The following is a 21,319-nucleotide window of genomic DNA, read 5'->3' as shown; positions in this document are numbered from 1 at the left end:
TCACTTCCCTCGCCGAGAGCCGGAGCCGGACGCCGAGCCGGATCTGGCCGCCGTCTTCTTCTTCACCGCCGCATTGGCCACCGCCGGGCCGGTCGAAGCCGCGCGGCGCACCGTCGCCCTGCGCGCACTGCCCCGGTCGGCCGCGGAGTTGCGCAGGCCCGCCGAGCCGGCGGAGGTCCGCCGGGGCCTGCCCCGGCCGGCGGCGGGCGCGTCGTCCTCCTCGCGGTCCTCGTCCTCGTCATCCACGTCCTCGTCACGGTCCTCGCCGGACGGCCCCTCGTCGTACGCCTCGTCCTCGTCGTCGTAGGCGTCGTAGGCGTCGTCCGCGTCGCGGCGGTCGTCGGCGTCGTCGTCGTCCTCACGGTCGTCGGCGACGCCGGAGAGGCGTTCGCCGCGGTCACGCAGCGAGTCGCTGAGGTCGAGGAGCTTGCGGCGGGCGGCCGCGGTCACCGCGGCGCGGCCGGCGTTCAGCACCTCGTGGCGCATCTGGTCGGTGAGGTCCTGGAACTGCGGGGTCTCCCGCAGCTTGGTGAGGCCCTGGGTGGCGAGCTGGGTGGGGGACATGCTGAAGCGCCGCCCCGCCAGGTAGGTGCCGACGGCCAGGGCCAGCTTGGCCTTCTTCGTCCGGCCGAGGAGGTATCCACCGGCGACGGCCGCGGCCATCGCCGCCTTGCAGTTCTGGTTCATCGAAGTCCCTCGGGAGTACGGGTGCGGGCGCCGGCGGCGGGCCGGCCGCCCACGCGGCGGACAGGGTTCTCCAGCAGCCTCAGAAGGCGGTCCTCCTCCTTCTCGAAGGCCGCCTCGTCGATCTCGCCCTCGTCCAGGGCGCGGTGCAGTGCCGCCAGCCGCGCTTGCACCAGACGCGGGTCGCGGGCCTGACGGTCGGCCTCGCGGGCCAGTTGGTCGGCGATCCACACGGTTCCCCGGACCGGGGCGAAGGGCAGCAGCAGGATCTCGGTGAACAGCCCCACGCCCCTACCTCCTGGTCCCGGCGCCGGCGGACCTGGCGGCGGACCGGGCGGTGGACCGGGCGGGTCCTGCCCCGGCGGGGCGCGCGCCGCCCGCCGCCGGGCCCGCCGTGGTGGGAGCGTCGACGAAGCTGTAGCAGGGCAGCGGCCCGGTCAGGCTGAGCGCGAGCCGCGTCCCCTGACGCCGGGCCTGCTCGTCCACGGCCCTCCGGAAACACTGCTCGGCCTCGGCCGGCACCAGGAACGAGGCGCTCAGCACGACCGTGTCGTCCACCTCGCCCCGCGCCGAGCGGCGGGCCAGCGGGGTCAGCCGGTCCAGCACCTCGCGGGCGGCGTGCCGTGCCTCCCGGGTGACCGCGCGGGCCAGCGCCTCGCCCAGGCGGACGTTGGCGTCGTAGTCGGGGCGGCGGCGGGTGCGCCGGGCCAGCTCGCGCAGCTTCTCGTCCCGGCGGACCAGGTCCTCGAAGCAGCCGGGCACCGTGTGCCCCTTCACGTTCATCTCGACGCAGCCCCGGATCCGCTCCAGCTGCGTCTCGAACTGCGGCCGCTGCTCCCGGAGATAGGACCCCAGCGTGTCCTCGTCCTGGGCGAGCACGGCGAACCGCATGGGCAGGACGGGTCCCTGCCCGGACAGCTCGCCGAGCACCGCCTGGTGCGCCGCGAGGTGGCGGCGGCGGGCCCGGATCTCGGCCGGAGCCGAGGAGACCGCCGCGCACAGGGGGCCTGCGGTCAGCAGCCGGACGGCCACGCCGTCCACGCCCGCGGCGCGGGGCGCCCGGACCCCGGCCGGCGCGATCCCGTAGACGTACAGGGAGCCGGTGGTGACCGGCGCCGCCGAGGGGGCGCCGCCGGACAGGACGGCCGAAGGAGCGGTGGTCACGGTCAGTCCTCCGAACGGCGGCGCGCGCGGGGCCGGTCGCGGTCCCGCTCGCGGTCGCGGTCACGCTCGCGCCCACGGTCCCGGGCGGCCCCGGCCGGGCGGCGGCGGTCGTCGTCGGTCCGGCGGCGGCGCTGCGGCCGGGGCCTCTCCTCGTACGCCTCCTCGCCGAGGTCCTCGTCCGCGGCGCCCGCGGCGTAGTCCGCGTACTCGACGTCCTCGTCGTCCCGGGTGTCCGTGCCGAGCACGCCGCGCACCTTGTCGCCCAGGGAGCGGCCCGCCTTGCGGGCGCCCGCCTTGACGACCGTCTTGCCCATCGCCCCGCCGCCGAAGAGCTCCGGCACGGTCTTGCTGCGGGAGGTCCGCTCCAGGTCCAGGCGGTTGCAGGCCTCGGCGAACCGCAGATAGGTGTCGACGCTCGCCACGACGATGCGGGCGTCGATCTTTATGATCTCGATGCCGACCAGGGACACCCGGACGAACACGTCGATGACCATGCCGCGGTCGAGGATCAGGTCGAGGACGTCGTACAGAGTGCCCGCGCGCGGCACGCAGGCCAGTTCGTCGGCGTACGGGGACGGAGTCACGACGGTCATGGGCGTTCCTTCCGGAAGGGGTGCGGCCGCCTACTGGTCGGCGCCCCCGCGCCGGTAGCGAGCGGTGCGGCAGTACTGGACCATCCGGCCCTCGGCGTCCAGTTCCACCTCGTAGGTCGCGAGCAGGCTGGTGGTGTCGGGGATGCGGGCCAGTTCCAGGACGTCGAGGACGACGCTCCAGCCGCCCTCCTCGCTCCTGCGGACCGCCGACACGCCCTCCTGCGGGTGGTGGACGAGTGCCGCGAGCTCGTCGGCGGCGCACCGCGCCGCGTCGGCCGCGGAGCGGACCTTGCGCTCCCGGGGAGCGCGCCGGGTGGCCGTGGCCGAGGCGCGTCGCCGCTCACCGTTGTCTGCCATGGGACAACCCTTGCGGCAGTACGCCCGCCGGCGCGTGCGCAGTTGGGCCGACCGGGTGCGCAGCACCACCGGGCGGTTCGGAGGAGAACCGGAGGGAAACCGTGCCCGGAACACCGGAACACCGGGTGACCACCGTGCTGCACAGCGCGCCCGCCCGGCTCCTCACCCACCCGGCGGTGGCGCTGCCGTTGAGCACCGGCTCGCTGGTGCCGCTGTACTTCACCCCCTTGTACGGCGCCCTGATGGCGCACCCGGCCGGGCACTGGCTGCTGCACCTGCACCTGCTCGCATCCGGCTGCCTCTTCGCCCACGCCGTCGCCGGACCGGACCCGGCCCCCGCCCGCCCCGGGGTGCCGGCCCGGCTGGTGTACCTGGGGGCCGCGATCGCCGCGCACGCGCTGATCTCGCAGGCCCCGTACGGCGGCTTCCACGTGTACGTCGACGCGGTTGCCGAGCTCCGGCAGGGCGCGGAGCTCATGTACTGGGGCGGCGACCTCGCCGAGCTCCTGCTGGCCGGGGCGCTGGTGGCGACCTGGCGGCCGGTGCGCCGCGGTGGCGCCGGCCCGGTACGCGGGGCCGCGGGTGGGGTACCCGGGCCGGGACGCCGGACCGCGGCGCGCCCGTCGGCCTGAGCGGGATCCGCTGCTCCGGCGGGCCGCGCCCCGCGCGTGTGCGCGGCCCGGGACAGGACGAGGCCGGCAGCACAGGGAGATGAGCAGCCATGACGTCCCACAGCGCCGAGCTCCCTTCGCAGGGGGTGACCCTGGACGGCGACCTCGCCGTGCCACCGGGGGCGCGCGGCGTGGTGCTGTTCGCGCACGGCAGCGGCAGCTCACGCCTCAGCCCCCGCAACCGCGCGGTCGCCGAAGGCCTGCGCCGGGCGGGGTTCGCCACCCTGCTGATGGATCTGCTGACGCGCGCCGAGGAACGCGAGGACACCGCCACGGCGGCGCTCCGCTTCGACATCGCCCTGCTCGCCGGACGGCTCGCCGACGCCGTGGACTGGGTGGGAGGCCACCCGGACACCTCCGGCCTGCCGGTCGGCCTGTTCGGCGCGAGCACCGGGGCGGCCGCCGCCCTCACCGCGGCCGCCGAACGGCCGGACAGCGTCCGCGCGGTCGTCTCCCGGGGCGGCCGCCCCGACCTGGCCGGCGACGCGCTGCCGCGGGTCGGCGTGCCGGTGCTGCTGATCGTCGGCGGGACGGACGAGACCGTCCTCGACCTCAACCGGCAGGCCGCGATGCACCTCCCCGGAGCCCACCGCGTCCACGTCGTGGGCGGTGCGACCCATCTCTTCCCGGAACCCGGCGCGCTCGAGGAGGTCACCCGCGCCGCCGCCGACTGGTTCCAGGAACACCTGGCGGTGCGCGGCTGAGACGCGCCGCAGGCGGATCACGTGACCAGGGGGAGCGAGGAGAGAAGAGATCCATGCGATTCCACGACCGCCGGGAAGCCGGCCAGGAACTCGGATTCCGGCTCATGCAGTGGGCCTCCGACGGCGAACTCTTCGAGCCCGTCGTCCTCGCGCTGCCGCGTGGCGGCGTACCGGTGGCCGCCGAGGTCACCCGGGCCCTCGGGGCGCCGCTGGACGTGCTGGTGGTGCGCAAGATCGGCGTGCCCGGCCGCCCCGAGCTGGGCGTCGGCGCCGTCGTCGGCGACGACCCGCCCCTGTTCGACCGGACGTCACTGGACATGCTGGGCCTGAGCGAGGAACGCCTCGCGCCCGACGTGGCCCGGGAGCGGGAGGAGGTGCGGCGGCGCTCCCTGCGCTACCGGGGCGAGCGGCCCCTGCCGGACGTCCTGCACCGGGCGGTCATCCTCGTCGACGACGGCCTGGCGACCGGCGTCACCGCCCGCGCCGCGCTGCGCCATCTGCGCCGCCAGGACCCCTCACGGCTGATCCTCGCCGTCCCCGTCGGCGCGCCGCAGGCCGCCTCCGCGCTGCGAGCGGAGGCCGACGACGTGATCTGTCTGCGGCAGCCGCGGGACTTCCAGGCTGTCGGCCTCTGGTACGAGGACTTCGAGCAGGTGGACGACGACGAGGTGGTCCGCATCCTCGAGGCGTCGAGGCGACGGGAGGCCACCCTGTGAGCGGCGGTGACCGTGAAGGCCGGCGCCCCGGGCCCGAGGACCCCCGACGACCGGACGGCAGGAGCGGGGCGACCGGCAGGCGCCGCCGCCGCAGCGGGACGGAACCGGTCACCGCGCGCAGCGCGCTGGGACTGCGTCTGCTGCTGTCGGCCGTCTTCCTGCCGGTCTTCGTCGCGCTGACCGTCTTCTTCGCCCTGTGGGCCGCCGACGCCGGACCGGGGGAGAACCCCGACCGCGGCACGCTGATCGCCTTCACCGCGGTGTGCGCGCTGGTCGCCCTGCTGGCCGCGGCCGACCTGCTGGTCGTCCTGCGCAGGCGCCGGGGTGCCCGCGGTGGTGCCTGAGGCCGGCCGGCCGGAGGCCGCCGGATCCGGGGAGGCCGGCGGCCGGGAAGGCCGGCGCAGCGGGTGGGGTCAGCGCAGCCGGGCCGCGAGGAGGGCGATGTCGTCCGTCTTGCCCTTGCCGAACCGGTCCAGGAGGACGTCGCACAGCTCCTCGATCTCGCGGGGCGCCTCGGCGAGGGTCGCCCCCAGTTCGTCGAGGCTCTCGGTGAGGTCCACGCCCGGCACCTCGACCAGGCCGTCGGTGAGCAGCAGCAGCGTCGAACCCTCCGGCACGTCGTGGCTCACGCCCGGCGGGTGCCGCAGGTTGAGGCCCAGCAGCGGGCCGTGCTCGGTGAGGTAGCGCGTGGAGCCGTCCGGTTGCCGCAGCAGCGGAGGGATGTGGCCCGCGTTCGCGACGTGGACCCGGCGGGCGCCCGGCTCCACCAGCACCAGGCAGACGGTGACGGTGATCGACGGACGCAGCCGGGTCAGCAGGGCGTCCAGCCGGTCCAGCAAGGTGCGCGGGTCGTGACCCTCGATGGCGTAGGCGCGCAGGGCGTGCCGCACCTCGCCCATGATCATCGCTGCTTGCAGCGAGTGCCCGGCCACGTCGCCGATGGCCAGCAGCAGACCGGCGGGTGTCTCGATGACCTCGTAGAAGTCGCCGCCGATCTCCGAGTCGTCGGCCGCCGGCTCGTAGCGCACCGCCAGATCGACGCCCGGCACCTCGGGGAGCCGGTCCGGGAGGAAGGTGCGCTGGAGGGTGAGCACCAGCGCGTGCTCCTCGCTGCGTGAGCGCAGCGCCTCCAGCGCCAGCGCGCACGCCTGGGCCAGCTGCGACAGCAGTTCCCGGTCGTCGACCCCGGCGAGTGCCCCGGCGTCCACGGCGAGCGCCAGGGGAGGCCGCCCCTTCTTGGTGCGGGCCAGGATCAGGGCGACGTCACCGGTGAAGACGTCCGCTTCGGCGCCGTCCTCCCGGCACACCAGCTCGCGCCACTCGGTGGCCGGGAGTACCGCCGTCGCGGTGCCGGTGCCGTCCCCCAGCATCCGGCCGGCCAGCAGGTCCAGCAGGCGCGGCTCCGGCGTCGACAGCTCCACCGGCGGGGCGTCGTCGGACGCGGCGGGCCCGGGCTCCGGCGTGCGGCCCGCGGAGGCCAGGTGCAGCACGCGGTTGTCCGGGCTCAGCGCCACGGCCACCGCGGGCGACTGCATCAGCGTGGCCGCGCCCGCCGCGGCCGCCTCGGTGAAGGCGCGCCCGTCCCGGGCCGCGTACACCGCCAGGGTGCTGCTGTTGAGGGCCGCCACCCGGGCCGCCAGCCGCTCGGCGCGGCGGCGGGCCCGGGCGTAGCGCAGCGCGGCGGTGACCGTGGCCAGCAGTTCGTCCGGGGCGATCGGCTCGGTGAGGTAGGCGTCGGCGCCCCGGTGCAGGCCCTGGGCGCGGTCGCTCACCTCGATGGCGGTCGCCGAGATGTGGATGACGGGCAGCGAGGCGGTCCGCGGGTCCGCCTTGATCTGCTCGCAGACCTCGAAGCCGCTCATGTCGGGCAGCCGCACGTCCACCACGGCCAGCTCCGGCAGCTCCCCGTCCGCCGCCGAGGCCAGCACGGCCAGGCCCTCCGCGCCGTCCGCGGCCTCCACCACCGTGTGGCCCGCCCGGCGCAGCCAGCTGCTGATGATGTACCGCTTGGTGTCGTTGTCGTCGAGCACCATCACCTTGGCGACGGCGCTGTCGTTCTGAAGCCAGGGGCTCACGACCGTGGGTCCTTCCTGATCGCCCCCTGTGCCGTGCTCGCCCCCTGTGCGGTGCTCGTCCCCCGCTCCGCACGATCCCGGCGCGGGACGTGCTCGGCGAAGGCCGCCGTGAGCCGCGTCAGCGTCAGCGACGACTTGTCCAGCACCGTCCGGGCGTGCCGGAGCCGCTCGTGGTCCAGGGTCTCACGCCGCGCCGAGGTGACCACGACGACCGGGATGCCGTGCAGCTCCGGGTCGGCGGCGAGTTCCGCCAGCACCGTGTAGCCGTCCATGTCCGGCATGTGCAGGTCCAGCAGGACGGCGTCCGGCCGCTCCTCGCGCACCACCGCACCGGCCCGGCCTCCCCGGTCCACCTCCACGACCCGCTCCGCCAGCTGCTCCAGGAGCGGCCGGACGGCGGCGCGGAAGACGTCGTCGTCGTCCGCCGTCACCAGGACGGTCAGCAGCGGACCACCCTCGGCCCCGCCGCCCGCCCTGGACGGGGACGGCCGCACGGGCAGTCGCACGGTGACCTGGGTGCCCTGCCCCGGGGCGCTGGTCAGGACGAGAGTGCCGCCCAGCAGCTCGGCCAGCCGGCGCGCGTACGGCAGCCCCAGACCGGTGCCGGAGCGGCCCCGCTGGTGCGGCCCGCGCACCTGGTAGAACTCCTCGAAGATCTGCTGCTGCTCCGCCTCGGGGATGCCCACCCCGGTGTCGGTGACGGTGAACACCACGAAGCCGTCCCGCTCGCCGTCCCCCTCCCCGTCCTCGGTGGCGACATCGAGCCGCACCGTGCCGGACTCGGTGAACTTCAGCGCGTTGGAGAGCAGGTTGCGCAGCACGCGGGTGAGCATCACCTCGTCGCTGACCACGGTCAGCTCCGGCTCGGCGACGACCAGCTCGGCGTCGCCGTGCCGCGCGTACCCGCCCAGCACGCCCCGCAGCTGGCCGAGCAGCGCCCGCAGGTCGACCGGCCCCCAGTTCGGCTCCAGCCGGCCCGACTCCGCCTTGGCGACGTCCAGCAGCTCGTCGACGAGCGCCAGCAGTGTGGCGCCCGAGGCGGCGATCAGGGAGACCTGCCGGTGCTGCTCCTCGTCGAGGCGCTCCGCGTCGAACTCCAGCAGCATCCGCGCCAGACCTACCACGGCGTTGACCGGGGTACGCAGCTCATGGCTGACGTTGGCCCAGAACCGGGTCTTCGCCTCGCTCGCCTCCCGCAGCTGGCGCGACTTCTCCTCCAGCTCGGCGTAGAGCGCGACGACGCCCCGGTTGGTCTCCTCCAGCTCCTCGGAGAGCTCCGAGTACAGGGCCATCACCCCGCGGTTGGTCTCCTCCAGCTCGGCGTTGAGCCGGCGCAGCTCCTCGCGCTGGGCCCGCGACTCCTCCAGCGCCGCTATCAGGTCCACGGTCTGCGCCCGCGCGTCCTCCACGGCGGTAGCCCCCTTGTGGGTCTGAAGGGCCGCACGGGTGCGCGCCACCAGATCGGGCGACGGAGTGTCCCCGGCCAGCGGCTGTTCGATCACCAGGCTCCGGTCCACGGCGGTGTGTTCCAGCGGCACCAGCCGGGAGGCCGCCCGCAGCGCCTCCCGGCCGGGGCCGGGGCCGTCCTTCCACAGCAGCGTGCACCGCAGGTGGGGGCGGGCCCGGCCGACCAGGTCGAAGGAGACCGTCAGGTCGCAGGACCCGATCAGGTCACGGCCCAGCTCGCTCAGCGCGGTCGCCAGCCGGATCTGGTCCTGCGGCTCCACGCCGAGCGACTCGGCCGCGGTCTTGCCGCTGCGGCGCAGCACGAACACGTCCTGCTCGGTGGTGAGGGACAGCGAGACCAGCGGCGTGGCCCCGCAGGACGCGTCCGTGCTCACCACGGCCCCTTCGCCACCACGACGCCGGCGTCGTCGCGCCGTACGCCCGCCTCGCGCAGCAGCTGGGCGGCCGCCACCAGGGGCGTGTGGTCGAGGAAGCCGGGCATGTCCGAGGCCTGCCAGCGCTCGGTGAGGCCGTCGGAGTGCATCACCACGACGCCCTCGGGCGGCAGGTCCAGCCGGACGGTGCGCAGGGTCGGCATCTGGTGCCCCACGATCCCCGGCGCGGACAGCAGGGAACGCCGCGCCCCGGTCGCCGGGTCGACGACGAAGGTGCTGATGTTGCCCACACCGCAGAAGAACACGCTGCGGGTCGCGGGCTCGATCCGCACCACGGCGATCGCCCCGCCGCGGCTGCCCCGCAGCGCCTTGTGGACGTCCTTGAGCACGCCGTCGGGCTGCTCCGAGGCGGAGTCGCGGAACGCGGTCACCGCGGCCTGCGCGGCGCGTTTGGCGAGCGGCCCGTGGCCCAGGCCGTCACAGCACATGACCAGGACCGCCCGTTCGCCGTTCCCGTCGGCGGAGCGCGCCGCGCGCGGGGCCCGCAGCGGGGTGACGTCCACGGGCGGGGGCCGCAGACCGGTGAGCTCGGCCCAGCCGAGCCGCCGGGCCACGGGCTTCGCCGCGTCCCTGCCGGTCGCCGCCGCGTCGGGGGTCGTCCCGGAGGAGGCCGGCAGGGAAGCCGCCGCGCGGCACTCGTCCCGCGCGCCGACCAGGCGCACGGCCCAGGCGTCGCCGCACACGTCCTCGCCGTTGATGGCGCGTGTCAGGCCCTCGACCAGCGGACCGCCGGACTCCGCCGTGCGGCGGTCCGCCGTCTTCGGCCAGAACCTGGCCGTCAGCACCGTCCCGCGCCCCGGCAGCGAATGCAGCCGGAAGGTGTCCGCGAGGCGGGATATCGCGCCCAGGCCGATGCCGAGGGTGCCCGCGGTGGAGGTGCCGTCGGTGAGGGACTTGGCGACGTCGGCCATGCCCGGACCGGCGTCGGTGGTGACGAACTCCACACCGGCCTCGTGCGGGGTGCGCACGACACGCAGCAGGAGGGCGCCGTCGACGGCGTGCCGGCGCAGGTTGGTCGCCGCCTCGCTGACTGCGAGGGCGACCTCGGCGCACCGCTGTTCGTCGAAACCGATGCGCCGGGCCAGGGTCACCGCGGCGATCCTGGCCGCGGCCGGGAAGGACTCCTGGTCGCGGAGCCAGGTGATGTCCTCAGCGTCCAGGATGTCCCAGCTCAGCGGGCCCATTTGGTCACCGCGACCCGGGTTCCTCCGCCGACCTCGGTGTCCAGCGTGAACTCGTCGACCAGACGGCGTGCGCCGCTGAGGCCGAGACCCAGACCTCCGCCGGAGGTCCAGCCGTCGGTCAGTGCCTGGTCTATGTCGGGGATGCCCGGACCGGAGTCGTCGAAGATCGCGCTCACACCGGTCCGGCCGTCACGCCGGACCAGGCCGATGCGCAGGACCCCGCCGCCGCCGTAGACGAGCGTGTTGCGCGCCAGCTCGCTCGCCGCGGTGACCAGCTTGGTCTGGTCGACCAGCGACAGCTTGCAGCGCTGGGCGAGGGTACGCACCAGCTGGCGGGCCCGCACGACGTCGTCGTTCGAGTCGATCGGCATGGTCTCTTCGTCCGCGTCGAGCTCGGGCAGGGGCGCCTTCATCGCTGTGCCGGACGGTGGTCACCCGGCCGGGCCAGCATGGCGAGGCCCTTTTCCAGCGAGAGGGCGGTCCGCACGCCGCCGAGCGACAGGCCCAGCTCGACCAGGGTGATCGCGACGGCGGGTCTCATCCCGACGACGACGGTCTCCGCGTCGAGCATGCGGGAGATGGCGGCGGTGGTGGCGAGCATGCGGCCGACGAACGAGTCGACGATCTCGACCGCCGTGATGTCGATCACCACGCCCCGGGCCCCGGACTCCACGATGCGGCCGGCGAGGTCCTCCTGGAGGTCCAGGACGATCTGGTCCTCCAGGTCCACCTGGATGGACACCAGGAGGACGTCGCCGATCTTCAGAACGGGTACGCGCTCGGTCACGCCTGGCCGCCGCCGTTCGTCAGGTCGCCGCCGCGGCGGGCGAGGGCGTGCTTGAGGGCGTCGGCCAGCGACGCCTTGGTGACGATGTCGCCGAACTGGATGCCCAGGGCCACGATCGTCTGGGCGATCTGCGGGCGGATGCCCGAGATGATGCACTCGGCGCCCATCAGCCGGGCCGCCACCACGGTCTTCAGCAGGTGCTGGGCGACCTCGGTGTCCACGGCGGGCACGCCGGTGATGTCGATGATCGCCTGGTCCGCGTCGGCGTCGACCAGGGCCTGGAGCAGCTTCTCCATGACCACCTGGGTGCGGGCCGAGTCGAGGGTGCCGACCAGCGGAACCGCGACGACGCCCTCCCACAGCTTCACCACCGGGGTGGAGAGCTCCATCAGCTGCTCGGACTGCGCGCTGATGATCTCCTCGCGGGTCTTGGCGTACACCTCGAGCGTGAAGAGCGCGAGGGCGTCCGCCAGCCTGCCGAGCTGGAGGTACGCGTGGATGTCCTCGGCCGAGGTGTCCACGGTCGGGGCCAGCACGTCCTTGAGCGCGAGCACGCTGGTCGCCGTCTCGGTGGGCGTGAACCCCTGCCGGGCGCGGCTGCGCGACAGCTCGGCGAGCAGGGCCCGCACCTCCGCGTACGCGTCGCCCTGCCAGTCGAACGCGCCGTCGCGCAGACCGGCCACCAGCGCCGTGTACAGCTCGTTGAGCTCGCGCTCGAGTTCCGCGAGCGAGATCCGGCCGCGCAGCGTGCGCGAGACGGACTCCACCCAAGCCGCGGCGAGCAGGTCGTCCTTCGCCGTCAGCAGTTCGACCAGTCTGTTCGACTCTTCTTGCCCTGCCACCGCTGTGCTCCTTCGATACGTGCCCTGATGACCAGCGGGTTCACGAGCCCACCGGCCGTCGTCCGCCCTGACGGACAGCGTGGCCGATGGGCCGCGCGGGGCGCGCGGGGACTAGGACGACGGAAATCATCTGGCTTCCGATACCCCAGCATGCCTGACGCACACCTGCGAAGTTTTCGCGAGGGTTCGGTGATGCCCGACACAGTCGCCGGGCGTCCGGCGGCCCGGGCCCGGGCCCGGCCTGGGCCCAGGCCGTACGGTGGACCGGGGCAAAGCAGCCGGGACGGCCGGAAATCGAGCCCCGTCGACCCGAGGGGGCGGAGGCGTTTTCACTTCCTTCACAAGGTGAAGTAGCCTCCCAACTCGTCGTTCGACGGGGGCGGAATCCCGCGAGCATGATGCGGAGAACTCCGGGTATACGTGGAGTTCGCCGTGCGGCCCTCCGTCATGGCACCAACACGGAAAGAGGTCGGGCGTGGCTGAGGCGGCGGCGGTCGAAGGTACGCGTGGCGCACCGCGGTCGCGTTCCTCGCGAGGGGGCGCAAAGACCGGAGCCGGCAAGATCGGCGAGGCGGAGCTGCGTCAGCTGCTGGCGGGTCTCACCGCGGTACGCGACGGAGACTTCGGCACACGGCTCTCCGACGAGGAGGACGGCCTTCTCGGCGAGATCGCCACCGTCTTCAACGGCATGGTCGACCAGCTCTCCCTGTTCACCTCCGAGGTGACCCGCGTCGCCCGCGAGGTCGGCACCGAGGGCACCCTGGGCGGGCAGGCCGAGGTCCCCGGCGTCTCCGGCACCTGGGCGGACCTCACCGACTCGGTGAACGCCATGGCCGGCAACCTCACCACCCAGGTCCGCGACATCGCCCAGGTGGCGACGGCGGTCGCCAAGGGCGACCTGTCGCAGAAGGTCGACGTCGACGCCCGGGGCGAGATCCTGGAGCTGAAGAACACCGTCAACACGATGGTCGACCAGCTCTCCTCCTTCGCCGACGAGGTGACCCGCGTCGCCCGCGAGGTCGGCAGCGAGGGCCGTCTCGGCGGCCAGGCCGAGGTGCCCGGCGTCGGCGGCGTGTGGCGCGACCTGACCGACTCCGTGAACTTCATGGCCGGCAACCTGACCGACCAGGTCCGCAACATCGCCCAGGTGACCACCGCGGTCGCCAAGGGTGACCTGTCGCAGAAGATCACCGTCGACGCGCGCGGCGAGATCCTGGAGCTGAAGAACACCATCAACACGATGGTCGACCAGCTCTCCTCCTTCGCCGACGAGGTCACGCGTATGGCGCGTGAGGTGGGCACCGAGGGCATCCTCGGCGGCCAGGCGGACGTCAAGGGCGTCTCCGGCACCTGGCGCGACCTGACCGACTCGGTGAACTTCATGGCCGGCAACCTGACGGCCCAGGTCCGCTCCATCGCCCAGGTCGCCACCGCGGTCGCCAAGGGCGACCTGTCGCAGAAGATCACCGTCACCGCGCGCGGCGAGATCCTGGAGCTGAAGAACACCATCAACACGATGGTCGACCAGCTCTCGGCGTTCTCCTACGAGGTGACCCGCGTGGCCCGCGAGGTGGGCACCGAGGGCCGCCTCGGCGGTCAGGCGGACGTCAAGGGCGTCTCCGGCACCTGGAAGGACCTCACCGAGTCGGTCAACGTCATGGCCGACAACCTCACCGCGCAGGTGCGGTCCATCGCCGAGGTCACCACCGCGGTCGCCCAGGGCGACCTGACGCAGAAGATCCGGGTGGACGCCCGGGGCGAGATCCTCGAGCTGAAGGAGACCATCAACACGATGGTCGACCAGCTCTCCGGCTTCGCCGACGAGGTCACCCGCGTGGCCCGCGAGGTGGGCACCGAGGGCAACCTGGGCGGCCAGGCCACCGTGCGCGGCGTCTCCGGCACCTGGAAGGACCTCACCGACAACGTCAACGTGATGGCCTCCAACCTGACCGGTCAGGTGCGCTCCATCGCCCAGGTCGCCACCGCGGTCGCCAAGGGCGACCTCTCACAGAAGATCACCGTCGAGGCCAAGGGCGAGGTCGCCGCACTGGCCGGCGTCATCAACACCATGGTCGACACCCTCTCCGCCTTCGCCGACGAGGTCACCCGCGTGGCCCGCGAGGTGGGCACCGAGGGACAGCTCGGCGGCCAGGCCCGGGTGCCCAACGTGGCGGGCACCTGGAAGGACCTGACCGACAACGTCAACTCCATGGCGAACAACCTGACCAACCAGGTGCGCAACATCGCCCTGGTCACCACGGCCGTGGCCAAGGGCGACCTGTCCAAGAAGATCGACGTCGACGCCCGCGGCGAGATCCTCGAGCTCAAGACCACCATCAACACGATGGTCGACCAGCTCTCCTCCTTCGCCGCCGAGGTCACCCGCGTCGCCCGCGAGGTCGGCAGCGAGGGCCGCCTGGGCGGCCAGGCCGAGGTCGAGGGCGTCTCCGGCACCTGGAAGCGCCTCACCGAGAACGTGAACGAACTGGCCGGGAACCTCACCCGCCAGGTGCGCGCCATCGCCGAGGTCGCCAGCGCCGTGGCCGAGGGCGACCTGACCCGCTCGATCACGGTCGACGCCTCGGGAGAGGTCGCCGAGCTCAAGGACAACATCAACTCCATGGTGGAGTCCCTGCGCGAGACGACCCGCGCCAACCAGGAACAGGACTGGCTGAAGTCCAACCTGGCCAAATTCTCCTCCCTGATGCAGGGCCACCGCGACCTCGCGGTCGTCGCCGAACTCGTCATGGACGAGCTCACCCCGCTGGTCTCCGCCCAGTACGGCGCCTTCTACCTCGCCGAGGAGAACGACGGGAACACCGAGCTCAGCCTGGTCGGCTCCTACGGCCGGCCCACCGAGTTCGAGGGCCACGGCCGCTTCCGGCTCGGCGAGTCGCTGGTCGGCCAGGCCGCGCGCAGCCGCCGCACCATCGTCGTCGAGCAGGTCCCCGGCGACTACGTCAGCATCTCCTCCGGCCTCGGCGAGGCCACCCCGGGCAGCCTGGTGGTGCTCCCGATCGTGGTGGAGGACCAGGTGCTCGGCGTCATAGAGCTGGCCTCCTTCACCTCGTTCACGATCGTCCACCAGAACTTCCTCGAACAGCTGATGGAGACGCTCGGCGTCAACGTCAACACCATCGTCGCCAACGCCCGCACCGACGAACTGCTCGACGAGTCGCAGCGGCTCACCGGCGAACTCCAGGCCCGCTCCGCGGAGCTCCAGGTCCAGCAGGACGAACTCCAGCGCTCCAACGCCGAGCTGGAGGAGAAGGCCGCGCTGCTGGCCGCGCAGAACCGGGACATCGAGACCAAGAACCTGGAGATCGAGCAGGCCCGCCAGGAACTCGAGGCCCGCGCCCAGCAGCTGGCCCTGGCGTCGAAGTACAAGTCGGAGTTCCTGGCCAACATGAGCCACGAGCTGCGCACCCCGCTCAACAGCCTGCTGATCCTGGCCCAGTTGCTCGCGCAGAACCCGACGCGCAACCTGACGCCCAAGCAGGTCGAGTACGCGGGCATCATCCACTCGGCCGGCTCCGACCTGCTCCAGCTGATCAACGACATCCTCGACCTGTCCAAGGTCGAGGCGGGCAAGATGGACATCAACCCCGAGCAGGTGCCGCTGCGTCAGCTGGTCGAGTACGTCGAGGCCACCTTCCGGCCGATGACGACCCAGAAGAACCTCGACTTCACGGTCTCCACCGCGCCCGGCATCCCCGAGCACCTGCTCACCGACGACTCACGGCTGCGGCAGGTGCTGCGCAACCTGCTCTCCAACGCGGTCAAGTTCACCGAGCACGGCAGCGTCGAGCTGCGCATCGAGACGGCCGAGACCGAGGACGTGCCGCCGTTCGTGCACCGCGGCGGACCCGTGATCGCCTTCCAGGTGAAGGACACCGGCATCGGCATCGCCGAGCAGCACCTCGAGGCGATCTTCGGGGCGTTCCAGCAGGCCGACGGCACCACCAGCCGCAAGTACGGCGGCACCGGCCTGGGCCTGTCCATCAGCCGGGAGATCGCCCACCTGCTCGGCGGAGCCGTCACCGCCCGTTCCTCGGTCGGCAAGGGCAGCACCTTCACGCTGTACCTTCCGGTCTCCCGGGGGGACTGGGAGAACGCCCTCGGCGGTGTGTCCACGCCGGCCGCCGTCACCGCCGCCGACGACCACACGCACGTGATCACCCAGGACGCCCGACCGGTGTCCGACGCCCGGCCCCGGCGACGTCTGCTGGTGGTCGAGGAGCGCAGCCGCGGGCTGCTCTCCCTGGTCGCCGAGAGCGCCGTCAGCGACCTCGCGGGCAACTCCGGCCTCGGCAAGCCGGCCGGCGACATAGAGGTGATCACCGCGGTCGGCGCCCAGGAGGCCGCCGAGAGCCTGGCCGCCGGCCCGTTCCACTGCGTCGTGCTGGAGATCGACATGCCGCAGGACGAGGCCATCCGCTTCCTCCAGGCGATGGACGGCGACACCGCGCTCTCCACGGTGCCGGTGCTCGCCCACAACAGCCGCCGCCTGGACGTCTCCCAGGAGCAGCAGCTGCAGTTCCTCGCCAGGATGCGTCCGCTGGAGCTCATCTCCAGCCTGGACGAGCTGCGCGAGCGGATCACCCTGCACCTGTCGGCCGAGGAGCCGGGCGACGTGCTCCCCCTGGTGCGCCAGGAGGAGAACCGGCGGCCCGCCGAGCGGACCGTGGCCGGCAGCCTGGCCGGGCGGACCGTGCTGGTCGTGGACGACGACGCCCGCAACCTGTACGCGCTCAGCGGCATCCTGGAGCTCCAGGGCATCGAGGTGCTGCACGCGGAGAACGGCCGCAAGGGCATCGAGTCGCTGCACACCCACCCGGAGATCGATCTCATCCTGATGGATGTGATGATGCCGGAGATGGACGGGTACACGGCCACCAGCGCGATCCGCCAGGATCCGCGCTACACGGACCTGCCGATCATCGCCGTGACCGCCAAGGCCATGCCCGGTGACCGGGAGAAGTCCCTGGCCTCCGGGGCCAGCGACTACGTCACCAAGCCCGTGGACGCCAACGACCTGATCGCCTGCATCGAGCGCTGGCTGTCCGCATGACAGGGGTGGGGGGCGCCGCGCGCCCCGCACCGTCCGCCCACGACCAGGAGACCCGCACCCGCCCGCCGTCCACCGCCGACCGAGGAGTCAGCAGTACCGTGAGCACTCCCGAGAACCCCGCGCACCCCGCGCGGGCGGACGAACTCGTCGCCGGAGAGGGATCGCGCGTACCCGCTGCCAGGACGGGACACGACATGGAGCACACCGCCGGTCCGGACGCCGAGGGCGCGGGGATGGGCCGGCTCGCCGCCACGGTGGCGCGGCTGCGGGACGAGATCCGCGCCGCGCAGGCCGCGGCCGACGGCCGGGCGCTGATCGAGCTTGCCAAGGGCGTGCTGATCGAGCGGCTCGGCTGCGGGCCGACCGCGGCGGGCCGCCAGCTGGCGACCCTGGCCGAGGAGTCGGGACTCACCCAGCTGGAGCTGGCGGCGGACATCGTCAACCAGGCGGCCCGCGACCACGTCACCGAGGTGGCCGCCGACTTCGTCCGCCGCGCCACCGGCCAGGAGGGCGAGGAGGCCGAGGAGGCCGGGGACGACACCGACGTCCCGGAGATCGAGGACGCCGCCGCGGTCGCGGTCCGGTTGCGCACCGCGGAGAGCGGCGCCGCGGCCGCCGGGGACACCCAGGCCGTCGCCGAGTCGCTGCTGGAGCACGCGCTGACCCCGCTGGGCGCCACCGCGGTGGCCGTCTGGGCGGCCGGCGCGGACGCCTCGCTCTCCCTGGTCGGCCACGCCGGTTTCCCCGCGGACGAGGCCGGCCGGTGGCGCTACGTCCCGCCGGGCGTCTGCACGCTGGCCCGGCAGGCGCTGACCGACCGGGGCACCGTGTGCGCCGAGAAGCAGCCCTCCTCCGCCCTGCCGTCCATCGGCTGGTCCCACAACCCGCGCGGCGGGCGGATCGCCGTCCCCGCCGGCACCGGCGGCCGGGTCCACGGCATCCTGGAGATCTGCTGGCCCGAGCCGCTCGAGCCGCAGCCCCCGCAGATCATGCGGCAGGTCGAGGCGCTCGCCGAGCTGTGCGCCCACACCCTGGAGGGCGGCCCGGGCGCCGTGGCCACCCCTGCGCCCGACACCTGGCAGCTGCCGCAGGACCTCACCGAGCTGGTCGACCTCGCCGAGGGCCTCTACGACCCGGCACTGGTCCTCACCCCGCACCTGTGGCCGGACGGACGGCTCGCCGACTTCCGCATCCACCACGTCAACAGCCGGTTCACCGACCCGGCGGGCCGGCCGCGCAACGCGGTCGGCGGCACCCTGCTGCTCGAGTCGTACCCGCTCGCGATGGGGGAGAGCGGCCTCTTCGAGAAGATCGAGCGGGTCTACGCGACCGGCGAGGCGTTCCGCTCCCGCCGGGTCACCCTGACCACCCTGGTCGACCAGGTGCCGCTCGACACCACCGTCGACGTCAGCGTCAGCCGGCACGGCAACAGCGTGCTGCTGATCTGGCGGATCGAGGACGACACCGCGCGGCTGGCCAACCTGCTGCAGCACGCCCAGCGGCTGGGCCGGATCGGCGGCTTCGAGGAGAACGTCCTCAGCGGCGAGATCGTCTGGAACGACCAGCTCTTCGACCTCTACGGCCTGCCGCAGACCCACCGCCCGGTGCCGCTGGAGGAGATGGCGGCGCACGCGCACCCCGACGACGCCGTCTCCATCGGCCGCTTCGTCCGCGCCGTGCTGCACCACCGCAGGCCCGCCTCGGCTGCCTTCCGCCTGCAGCGGCCGGACGGCATCACCCGGCACATCCGGGTGGTCGCCGAGCCCGTCCTCGACGAGGACAACCGGCTGCGCTCGGTGCGCGGCGCCTACCAGGACATCTCGGCGCAGCACTGGACCGAGGTCGCGCTGGCCGCCACCCGCGACCAGCTCGCCCACACCGAGCAGCAGGCCGCCGAACGCAACCGGCTCACCCTGCAGCTCCAGCACGCGATCATGCCGCCCAGCCACTCCGGCATGGACAGCCCCGGCCTGCAGGTCGCGGTCCGCTACCGGCCGGCCGAGTCGGAGTCGATGGTCGGCGGCGACTGGTACGACGTGGTGGTGCTGCCCTCCAAGCAGGTCATGCTGTGCGTCGGCGACGTCGCCGGACACGGCATCGAGGCCGCCACCAGCATGGTCGTGCTGCGCAACGCGATGCGCGGCCTCGCGGTCACCGGCGCCGGACCGGGACAGCTGCTGGCCTGGCTGAACATCGTCGCGCACTACCTCACCGAGCACGTCACGGCGACCGCCGTCTGCGGCCTCTACGACCCGGAGACCCACACGCTGCGCTGGGCCCGCGCCGGTCACCTCCCGCCGGTGCTGATCCGCGGCGAGCAGGCCGCCCCGCTGCAGCCGGCCGGCGGCATCCTCCTGGGCGCCCTCTCCGAGGCCACCTACGAGGAGGCGGAGATGCAGCTCGACGTCGGCGACACACTGCTGATGTACACCGACGGTCTGGTCGAGCGGCGCGACGAGTCGGTGCACGACTCCCTGACCCGGCTGCTGTCCAACGTCCGCAAGCCCAACCTCACCCTGGAACAGCGGCTGGACGGACTGCTCACCCACAGCAAGTCCGACACCGACGACGACACCTGCATCATCGGCATCCGCGTCGTCTGACCGCCCCGGCCCCTCCCCGGGGCGGGTCAGCGGGCGGCGACCGTGACGCCCAAAGCCTGGGCGAAGGACGGGGCGAGGTCGAGGAGCTGGCCCTGGTCGATGGTCGCGCCGCGCAGCGCCTCCACCCCGTCGGCGATGCCCAGCGACGCCGCGCCCCGCAGGTCCACCCCGCTCAGCCGGGCCCCGCGCAGCCGGACGCCGTCGAGCACGGTGCCGGGGAAGGACACGTCCTTCAGCGTGGCCTCGCCGAAGTCCACGTCGCGCAGCAGGCAGTCCTCGAAGCGGACCTCGCGCAGCGCCGCGGAACGCCAGTTGACCGAGTCCAGCTTGCAGTGCGAGAACGTCACCCGGCGCAGCGTCGCGCCGAACACCTGCACCCCGGCCAGCATCCCGGAGAGCACCGTGGCGTCCATCCACGAGGACTCGGCCAGGTCGGTGCCCACCCAGCGCACGGTATGGCACCACACGTCGTTGAACCGCGCCCGCCGCATCCGCCCGCCCTCGAACGCCACCGACGTGAAGGCGCACTCGACGAACCGCGCGCCGCCCGCCCGGGGCTCCTGGAACTCCCGGTCGTCGGCGTGCACGGTGTCGTAGGTTCCCTCCGTCTCCAACTCCCCGCGCAACGGCTCCAGATGGCGCGCGTAGGGCAGATCGGCGAGCTCACGGGGGACGGCGGGCACGGGCACCTCGCGGGGTTCGGGGGAGGGAGCCGACTCTACCGCCGGCGGGAGGGGCCCTCGGCACCGCGGGACCCGGCGGCGAGAGCGGCGTCCTGGGCGGGGCCCCCTGGCGGGGGACGCGGCCGGTCAGGTGGTGGTGGGGTGGGGCCAGGGGCCGGCGGTGAGTTCGGCGCGGCCGGCGGCGAGGATGCGGCGGGCGCGCGGGGTGGCGTCGGGCAGGCCCGCGGCGAGGAGGTCCAGGGTGGGGTCCAGGCTCAGCGCCGGGACGCCGCGCGCCGTCAGGACGTCCGCCGTCCAGGAGATGAACCCGGAGAACAGCACGTCGTCGTCGACGTACACCGCCGCCGCGAGGTGGTCGACGACGTGCGCCACGTCCTCCGCCGTCCGGTCCCGCTGCACGTCGCTGTACGCCCGCATCGGCGGGAACCGGTCCTCCAGCGCCGCCAGCGTCTCCCGCACCAGCCGCTGCCTGGCCCGGGTCACCGTCGTGTACTCCTGGTCCGCCAGGTGCGGCAGGTCGTCGACCGGCCGGTGCGCCGGCCGCGGCAGGCTCCCGGCCAGCCCCGACTCCAGCACCTCCGCGGCGCCCTGCGCGTTCGGCGCCCATCCGTCGGCGCCCAGCGTCCGCGCGTGACGCCCGTCCGGCCCGAAGGCCCGACCGCCCGCGAGCACGGGGAACCCGGCGGCCTGACAGGCCGCCACCACCCGGTGCGCGGTGGGCAGGTGACGCGGCATCGAACAGGACAGGGCGACCGCCCGCGGCGCCGAGGCGTGCAGGTCGGCGACCAGGTGCGGCGTGGGCACGTGCGCCCCGAGGAAGCCGACCTCCCAGCCGCGCCGCCGCAGCACCTCCGCGACCAGCCGGGCCGGCAGGGAGTGCCACTCGCCGTCCACACAGGCCACCGTGATCCGCCCGCGGTGCGGGGGCGGCGGCCGGTACGCCGGGTGATGGGCGAGGGCCGCCATCACCCGCTCGTTGACGGCGGTGGCGGTGTGCTCCTGCGCCACCGTGATCCGGTTGGCGGCCCACTCCGCGCCGATCCGCTCCTGCACCGGGGCTATCAGCCCCAGCAGCACGTCCTCCACGCTCACGCCCGCGTCCACGGCGTCCAGCACGACGCCGGACGCCGTGTACTCGTCGCCCTGGCGCAGGGCCTCCCACAGGTCCTCGTGGACCTTCGCGGGGACCCTCTCCCAAGGGCCGCCTCCGCCCGCGCCGCCGCCCGCGAAGTCGCCCCCGCCGCCGTCCGTACCGTTCTGTGCCGTCATGCCGTCGGGCCTTCC

19 protein-coding genes are annotated in these 21,319 nt (G+C 73.7%); 6 read left to right on the top strand and 13 right to left on the bottom strand.

The window, feature by feature from the left end:
* From ACFRAV_RS21025 to gvpO, 5 genes are read right to left on the bottom strand one after another with little or no spacing between them, the layout of a single operon-like run.
* Entirely contained in the window at positions 1-687 is a 687-nt protein-coding gene (locus ACFRAV_RS21025; protein WP_382557762.1) for a hypothetical protein, read from the bottom strand.
* Entirely contained in the window at positions 684-971 is a 288-nt protein-coding gene (locus ACFRAV_RS21020; RefSeq protein ID WP_382557761.1) for a gas vesicle protein GvpG, read from the bottom strand. Before ACFRAV_RS21020 ends, ACFRAV_RS21025 begins: the two co-directional genes overlap by 4 nt.
* Positions 972-975: 4 nt before the next feature.
* On the bottom strand, positions 976-1,848 hold the full coding sequence (locus ACFRAV_RS21015; RefSeq protein WP_382557760.1) for a GvpL/GvpF family gas vesicle protein: 873 nt from the start codon (positions 1,846-1,848) through the stop codon (positions 976-978).
* Positions 1,849-1,850: 2 nt separating this feature from the next.
* Positions 1,851-2,441: a gas vesicle protein GvpJ gene (gene gvpJ, locus ACFRAV_RS21010; protein ID WP_382557758.1), complete on the bottom strand. Its 591-nt coding sequence runs from the start codon at positions 2,439-2,441 to the stop codon at positions 1,851-1,853.
* A 30-nt stretch (positions 2,442-2,471) separates the two neighbouring features.
* The gene (gvpO, locus tag ACFRAV_RS21005; protein WP_382557756.1) at positions 2,472-2,798 is read right to left on the bottom strand and encodes a gas vesicle protein GvpO; all 327 of its coding nucleotides are present in this window, start codon (positions 2,796-2,798) and stop codon (positions 2,472-2,474) included.
* A 101-nt stretch (positions 2,799-2,899) separates the two neighbouring features.
* Between gvpO and ACFRAV_RS21000 the strand changes: the two genes are divergently transcribed.
* The 4 genes from ACFRAV_RS21000 (at position 2,900) to ACFRAV_RS20985 (ending at position 5,233) form a co-directional block, all read left to right on the top strand.
* Positions 2,900-3,430 (top strand): cytochrome c oxidase assembly protein, encoded by a 531-nt coding sequence (locus ACFRAV_RS21000; protein WP_382557754.1) that lies wholly within the window; start codon positions 2,900-2,902, stop codon positions 3,428-3,430.
* 89 nt (positions 3,431-3,519) lie between these two features.
* Entirely contained in the window at positions 3,520-4,173 is a 654-nt protein-coding gene (locus tag ACFRAV_RS20995; protein WP_382557752.1) for a dienelactone hydrolase family protein, read from the top strand.
* A gap of 53 nt (positions 4,174-4,226) precedes the next feature.
* The gene (locus tag ACFRAV_RS20990) at positions 4,227-4,889 is read left to right on the top strand and encodes a phosphoribosyltransferase (protein ID WP_382557750.1); all 663 of its coding nucleotides are present in this window, start codon (positions 4,227-4,229) and stop codon (positions 4,887-4,889) included.
* Positions 4,886-5,233, top strand: a complete 348-nt coding sequence (locus ACFRAV_RS20985; RefSeq protein WP_382557748.1) for a DUF6343 family protein — start codon at positions 4,886-4,888, stop codon at positions 5,231-5,233. Before ACFRAV_RS20990 ends, ACFRAV_RS20985 begins: the two co-directional genes overlap by 4 nt.
* A gap of 69 nt (positions 5,234-5,302) precedes the next feature.
* Here ACFRAV_RS20985 and ACFRAV_RS20980 read toward each other — a convergent pair whose 3' ends face one another.
* From ACFRAV_RS20980 to ACFRAV_RS20955, 6 genes are read right to left on the bottom strand one after another with little or no spacing between them, the layout of a single operon-like run.
* Positions 5,303-6,922: a SpoIIE family protein phosphatase gene (locus ACFRAV_RS20980; protein ID WP_382557783.1), complete on the bottom strand. Its 1,620-nt coding sequence runs from the start codon at positions 6,920-6,922 to the stop codon at positions 5,303-5,305.
* Positions 6,923-6,960: 38 nt separating this feature from the next.
* The gene (locus ACFRAV_RS20975; RefSeq protein WP_382557747.1) at positions 6,961-8,805 is read right to left on the bottom strand and encodes an ATP-binding protein; all 1,845 of its coding nucleotides are present in this window, start codon (positions 8,803-8,805) and stop codon (positions 6,961-6,963) included.
* Entirely contained in the window at positions 8,802-10,049 is a 1,248-nt protein-coding gene (locus ACFRAV_RS20970) for an ATP-binding SpoIIE family protein phosphatase (protein WP_382557745.1), read from the bottom strand. The genes ACFRAV_RS20975 and ACFRAV_RS20970 overlap by 4 nt, the downstream gene beginning before the upstream one ends.
* Complete coding sequence (locus tag ACFRAV_RS20965; RefSeq protein WP_382557743.1) at positions 10,037-10,462, bottom strand: anti-sigma regulatory factor; 426 nt, start codon at positions 10,460-10,462, stop codon at positions 10,037-10,039. The genes ACFRAV_RS20970 and ACFRAV_RS20965 overlap by 13 nt, the downstream gene beginning before the upstream one ends.
* Complete coding sequence (locus tag ACFRAV_RS20960; RefSeq protein ID WP_108952171.1) at positions 10,459-10,836, bottom strand: STAS domain-containing protein; 378 nt, start codon at positions 10,834-10,836, stop codon at positions 10,459-10,461. The genes ACFRAV_RS20965 and ACFRAV_RS20960 overlap by 4 nt, the downstream gene beginning before the upstream one ends.
* Positions 10,833-11,678: an STAS domain-containing protein gene (locus ACFRAV_RS20955; protein ID WP_382557741.1), complete on the bottom strand. Its 846-nt coding sequence runs from the start codon at positions 11,676-11,678 to the stop codon at positions 10,833-10,835. The genes ACFRAV_RS20960 and ACFRAV_RS20955 overlap by 4 nt, the downstream gene beginning before the upstream one ends.
* Before the next feature lie 562 nt (positions 11,679-12,240).
* Between ACFRAV_RS20955 and ACFRAV_RS20950 the strand changes: the two genes are divergently transcribed.
* Together ACFRAV_RS20950 and ACFRAV_RS20945 are read left to right on the top strand one after the other, a co-directional pair.
* Positions 12,241-16,749 carry a HAMP domain-containing protein gene (locus ACFRAV_RS20950; RefSeq protein WP_382557781.1) on the top strand — a complete coding sequence of 1,503 codons (4,509 nt, stop codon included), beginning with the start codon at positions 12,241-12,243 and terminating at the stop codon, positions 16,747-16,749.
* Between the two features lie 194 nt (positions 16,750-16,943).
* Positions 16,944-19,352, top strand: coding sequence for a SpoIIE family protein phosphatase (locus tag ACFRAV_RS20945; protein WP_382557779.1), 2,409 nt, complete (start codon positions 16,944-16,946; stop codon positions 19,350-19,352).
* A gap of 26 nt (positions 19,353-19,378) precedes the next feature.
* Here the strand turns inward: ACFRAV_RS20945 and ACFRAV_RS20940 are convergent, their stop codons facing one another.
* Positions 19,379-20,035 (bottom strand): pentapeptide repeat-containing protein, encoded by a 657-nt coding sequence (locus tag ACFRAV_RS20940; RefSeq protein WP_382557739.1) that lies wholly within the window; start codon positions 20,033-20,035, stop codon positions 19,379-19,381.
* A gap of 126 nt (positions 20,036-20,161) precedes the next feature.
* Positions 20,162-21,304 (bottom strand): B12-binding domain-containing protein, encoded by a 1,143-nt coding sequence (locus ACFRAV_RS20935; RefSeq protein ID WP_382557737.1) that lies wholly within the window; start codon positions 21,302-21,304, stop codon positions 20,162-20,164.
* Between the last annotated feature and the right edge of the window lie 15 nt (positions 21,305-21,319).

The organism is Streptomyces sp. NPDC056600, assembly GCF_042792855.1.
Lineage (GTDB): Bacteria > Actinomycetota > Actinomycetes > Streptomycetales > Streptomycetaceae > Streptomyces.
Note: the sequence above shows the minus strand (reverse complement) of the source record. Positions and strands in the feature narration are given on the sequence as shown.

Coding starts and splice junctions, on each gene's coding strand:
- ACFRAV_RS21025 (WP_382557762.1), bottom strand. CDS start 687: ATGAACCAGAACTGCAAGGCGGCGATGGCCGCGGCCGTCGCCGGTGGA.
- gvpJ (WP_382557758.1), bottom strand. CDS start 2,441: ATGACCGTCGTGACTCCGTCCCCGTACGCCGACGAACTGGCCTGCGTG.
- gvpO (WP_382557756.1), bottom strand. CDS start 2,798: ATGGCAGACAACGGTGAGCGGCGACGCGCCTCGGCCACGGCCACCCGG.
- ACFRAV_RS20995 (WP_382557752.1), top strand. CDS start 3,520: ATGACGTCCCACAGCGCCGAGCTCCCTTCGCAGGGGGTGACCCTGGAC.
- ACFRAV_RS20990 (WP_382557750.1), top strand. CDS start 4,227: ATGCGATTCCACGACCGCCGGGAAGCCGGCCAGGAACTCGGATTCCGG.
- ACFRAV_RS20980 (WP_382557783.1), bottom strand. CDS start 6,922: ATGGTGCTCGACGACAACGACACCAAGCGGTACATCATCAGCAGCTGG.
- ACFRAV_RS20970 (WP_382557745.1), bottom strand. CDS start 10,049: ATGGGCCCGCTGAGCTGGGACATCCTGGACGCTGAGGACATCACCTGG.
- ACFRAV_RS20965 (WP_382557743.1), bottom strand. CDS start 10,462: ATGAAGGCGCCCCTGCCCGAGCTCGACGCGGACGAAGAGACCATGCCG.
- ACFRAV_RS20945 (WP_382557779.1), top strand. CDS start 16,944: ATGGAGCACACCGCCGGTCCGGACGCCGAGGGCGCGGGGATGGGCCGG.
- ACFRAV_RS20935 (WP_382557737.1), bottom strand. CDS start 21,304: ATGACGGCACAGAACGGTACGGACGGCGGCGGGGGCGACTTCGCGGGC.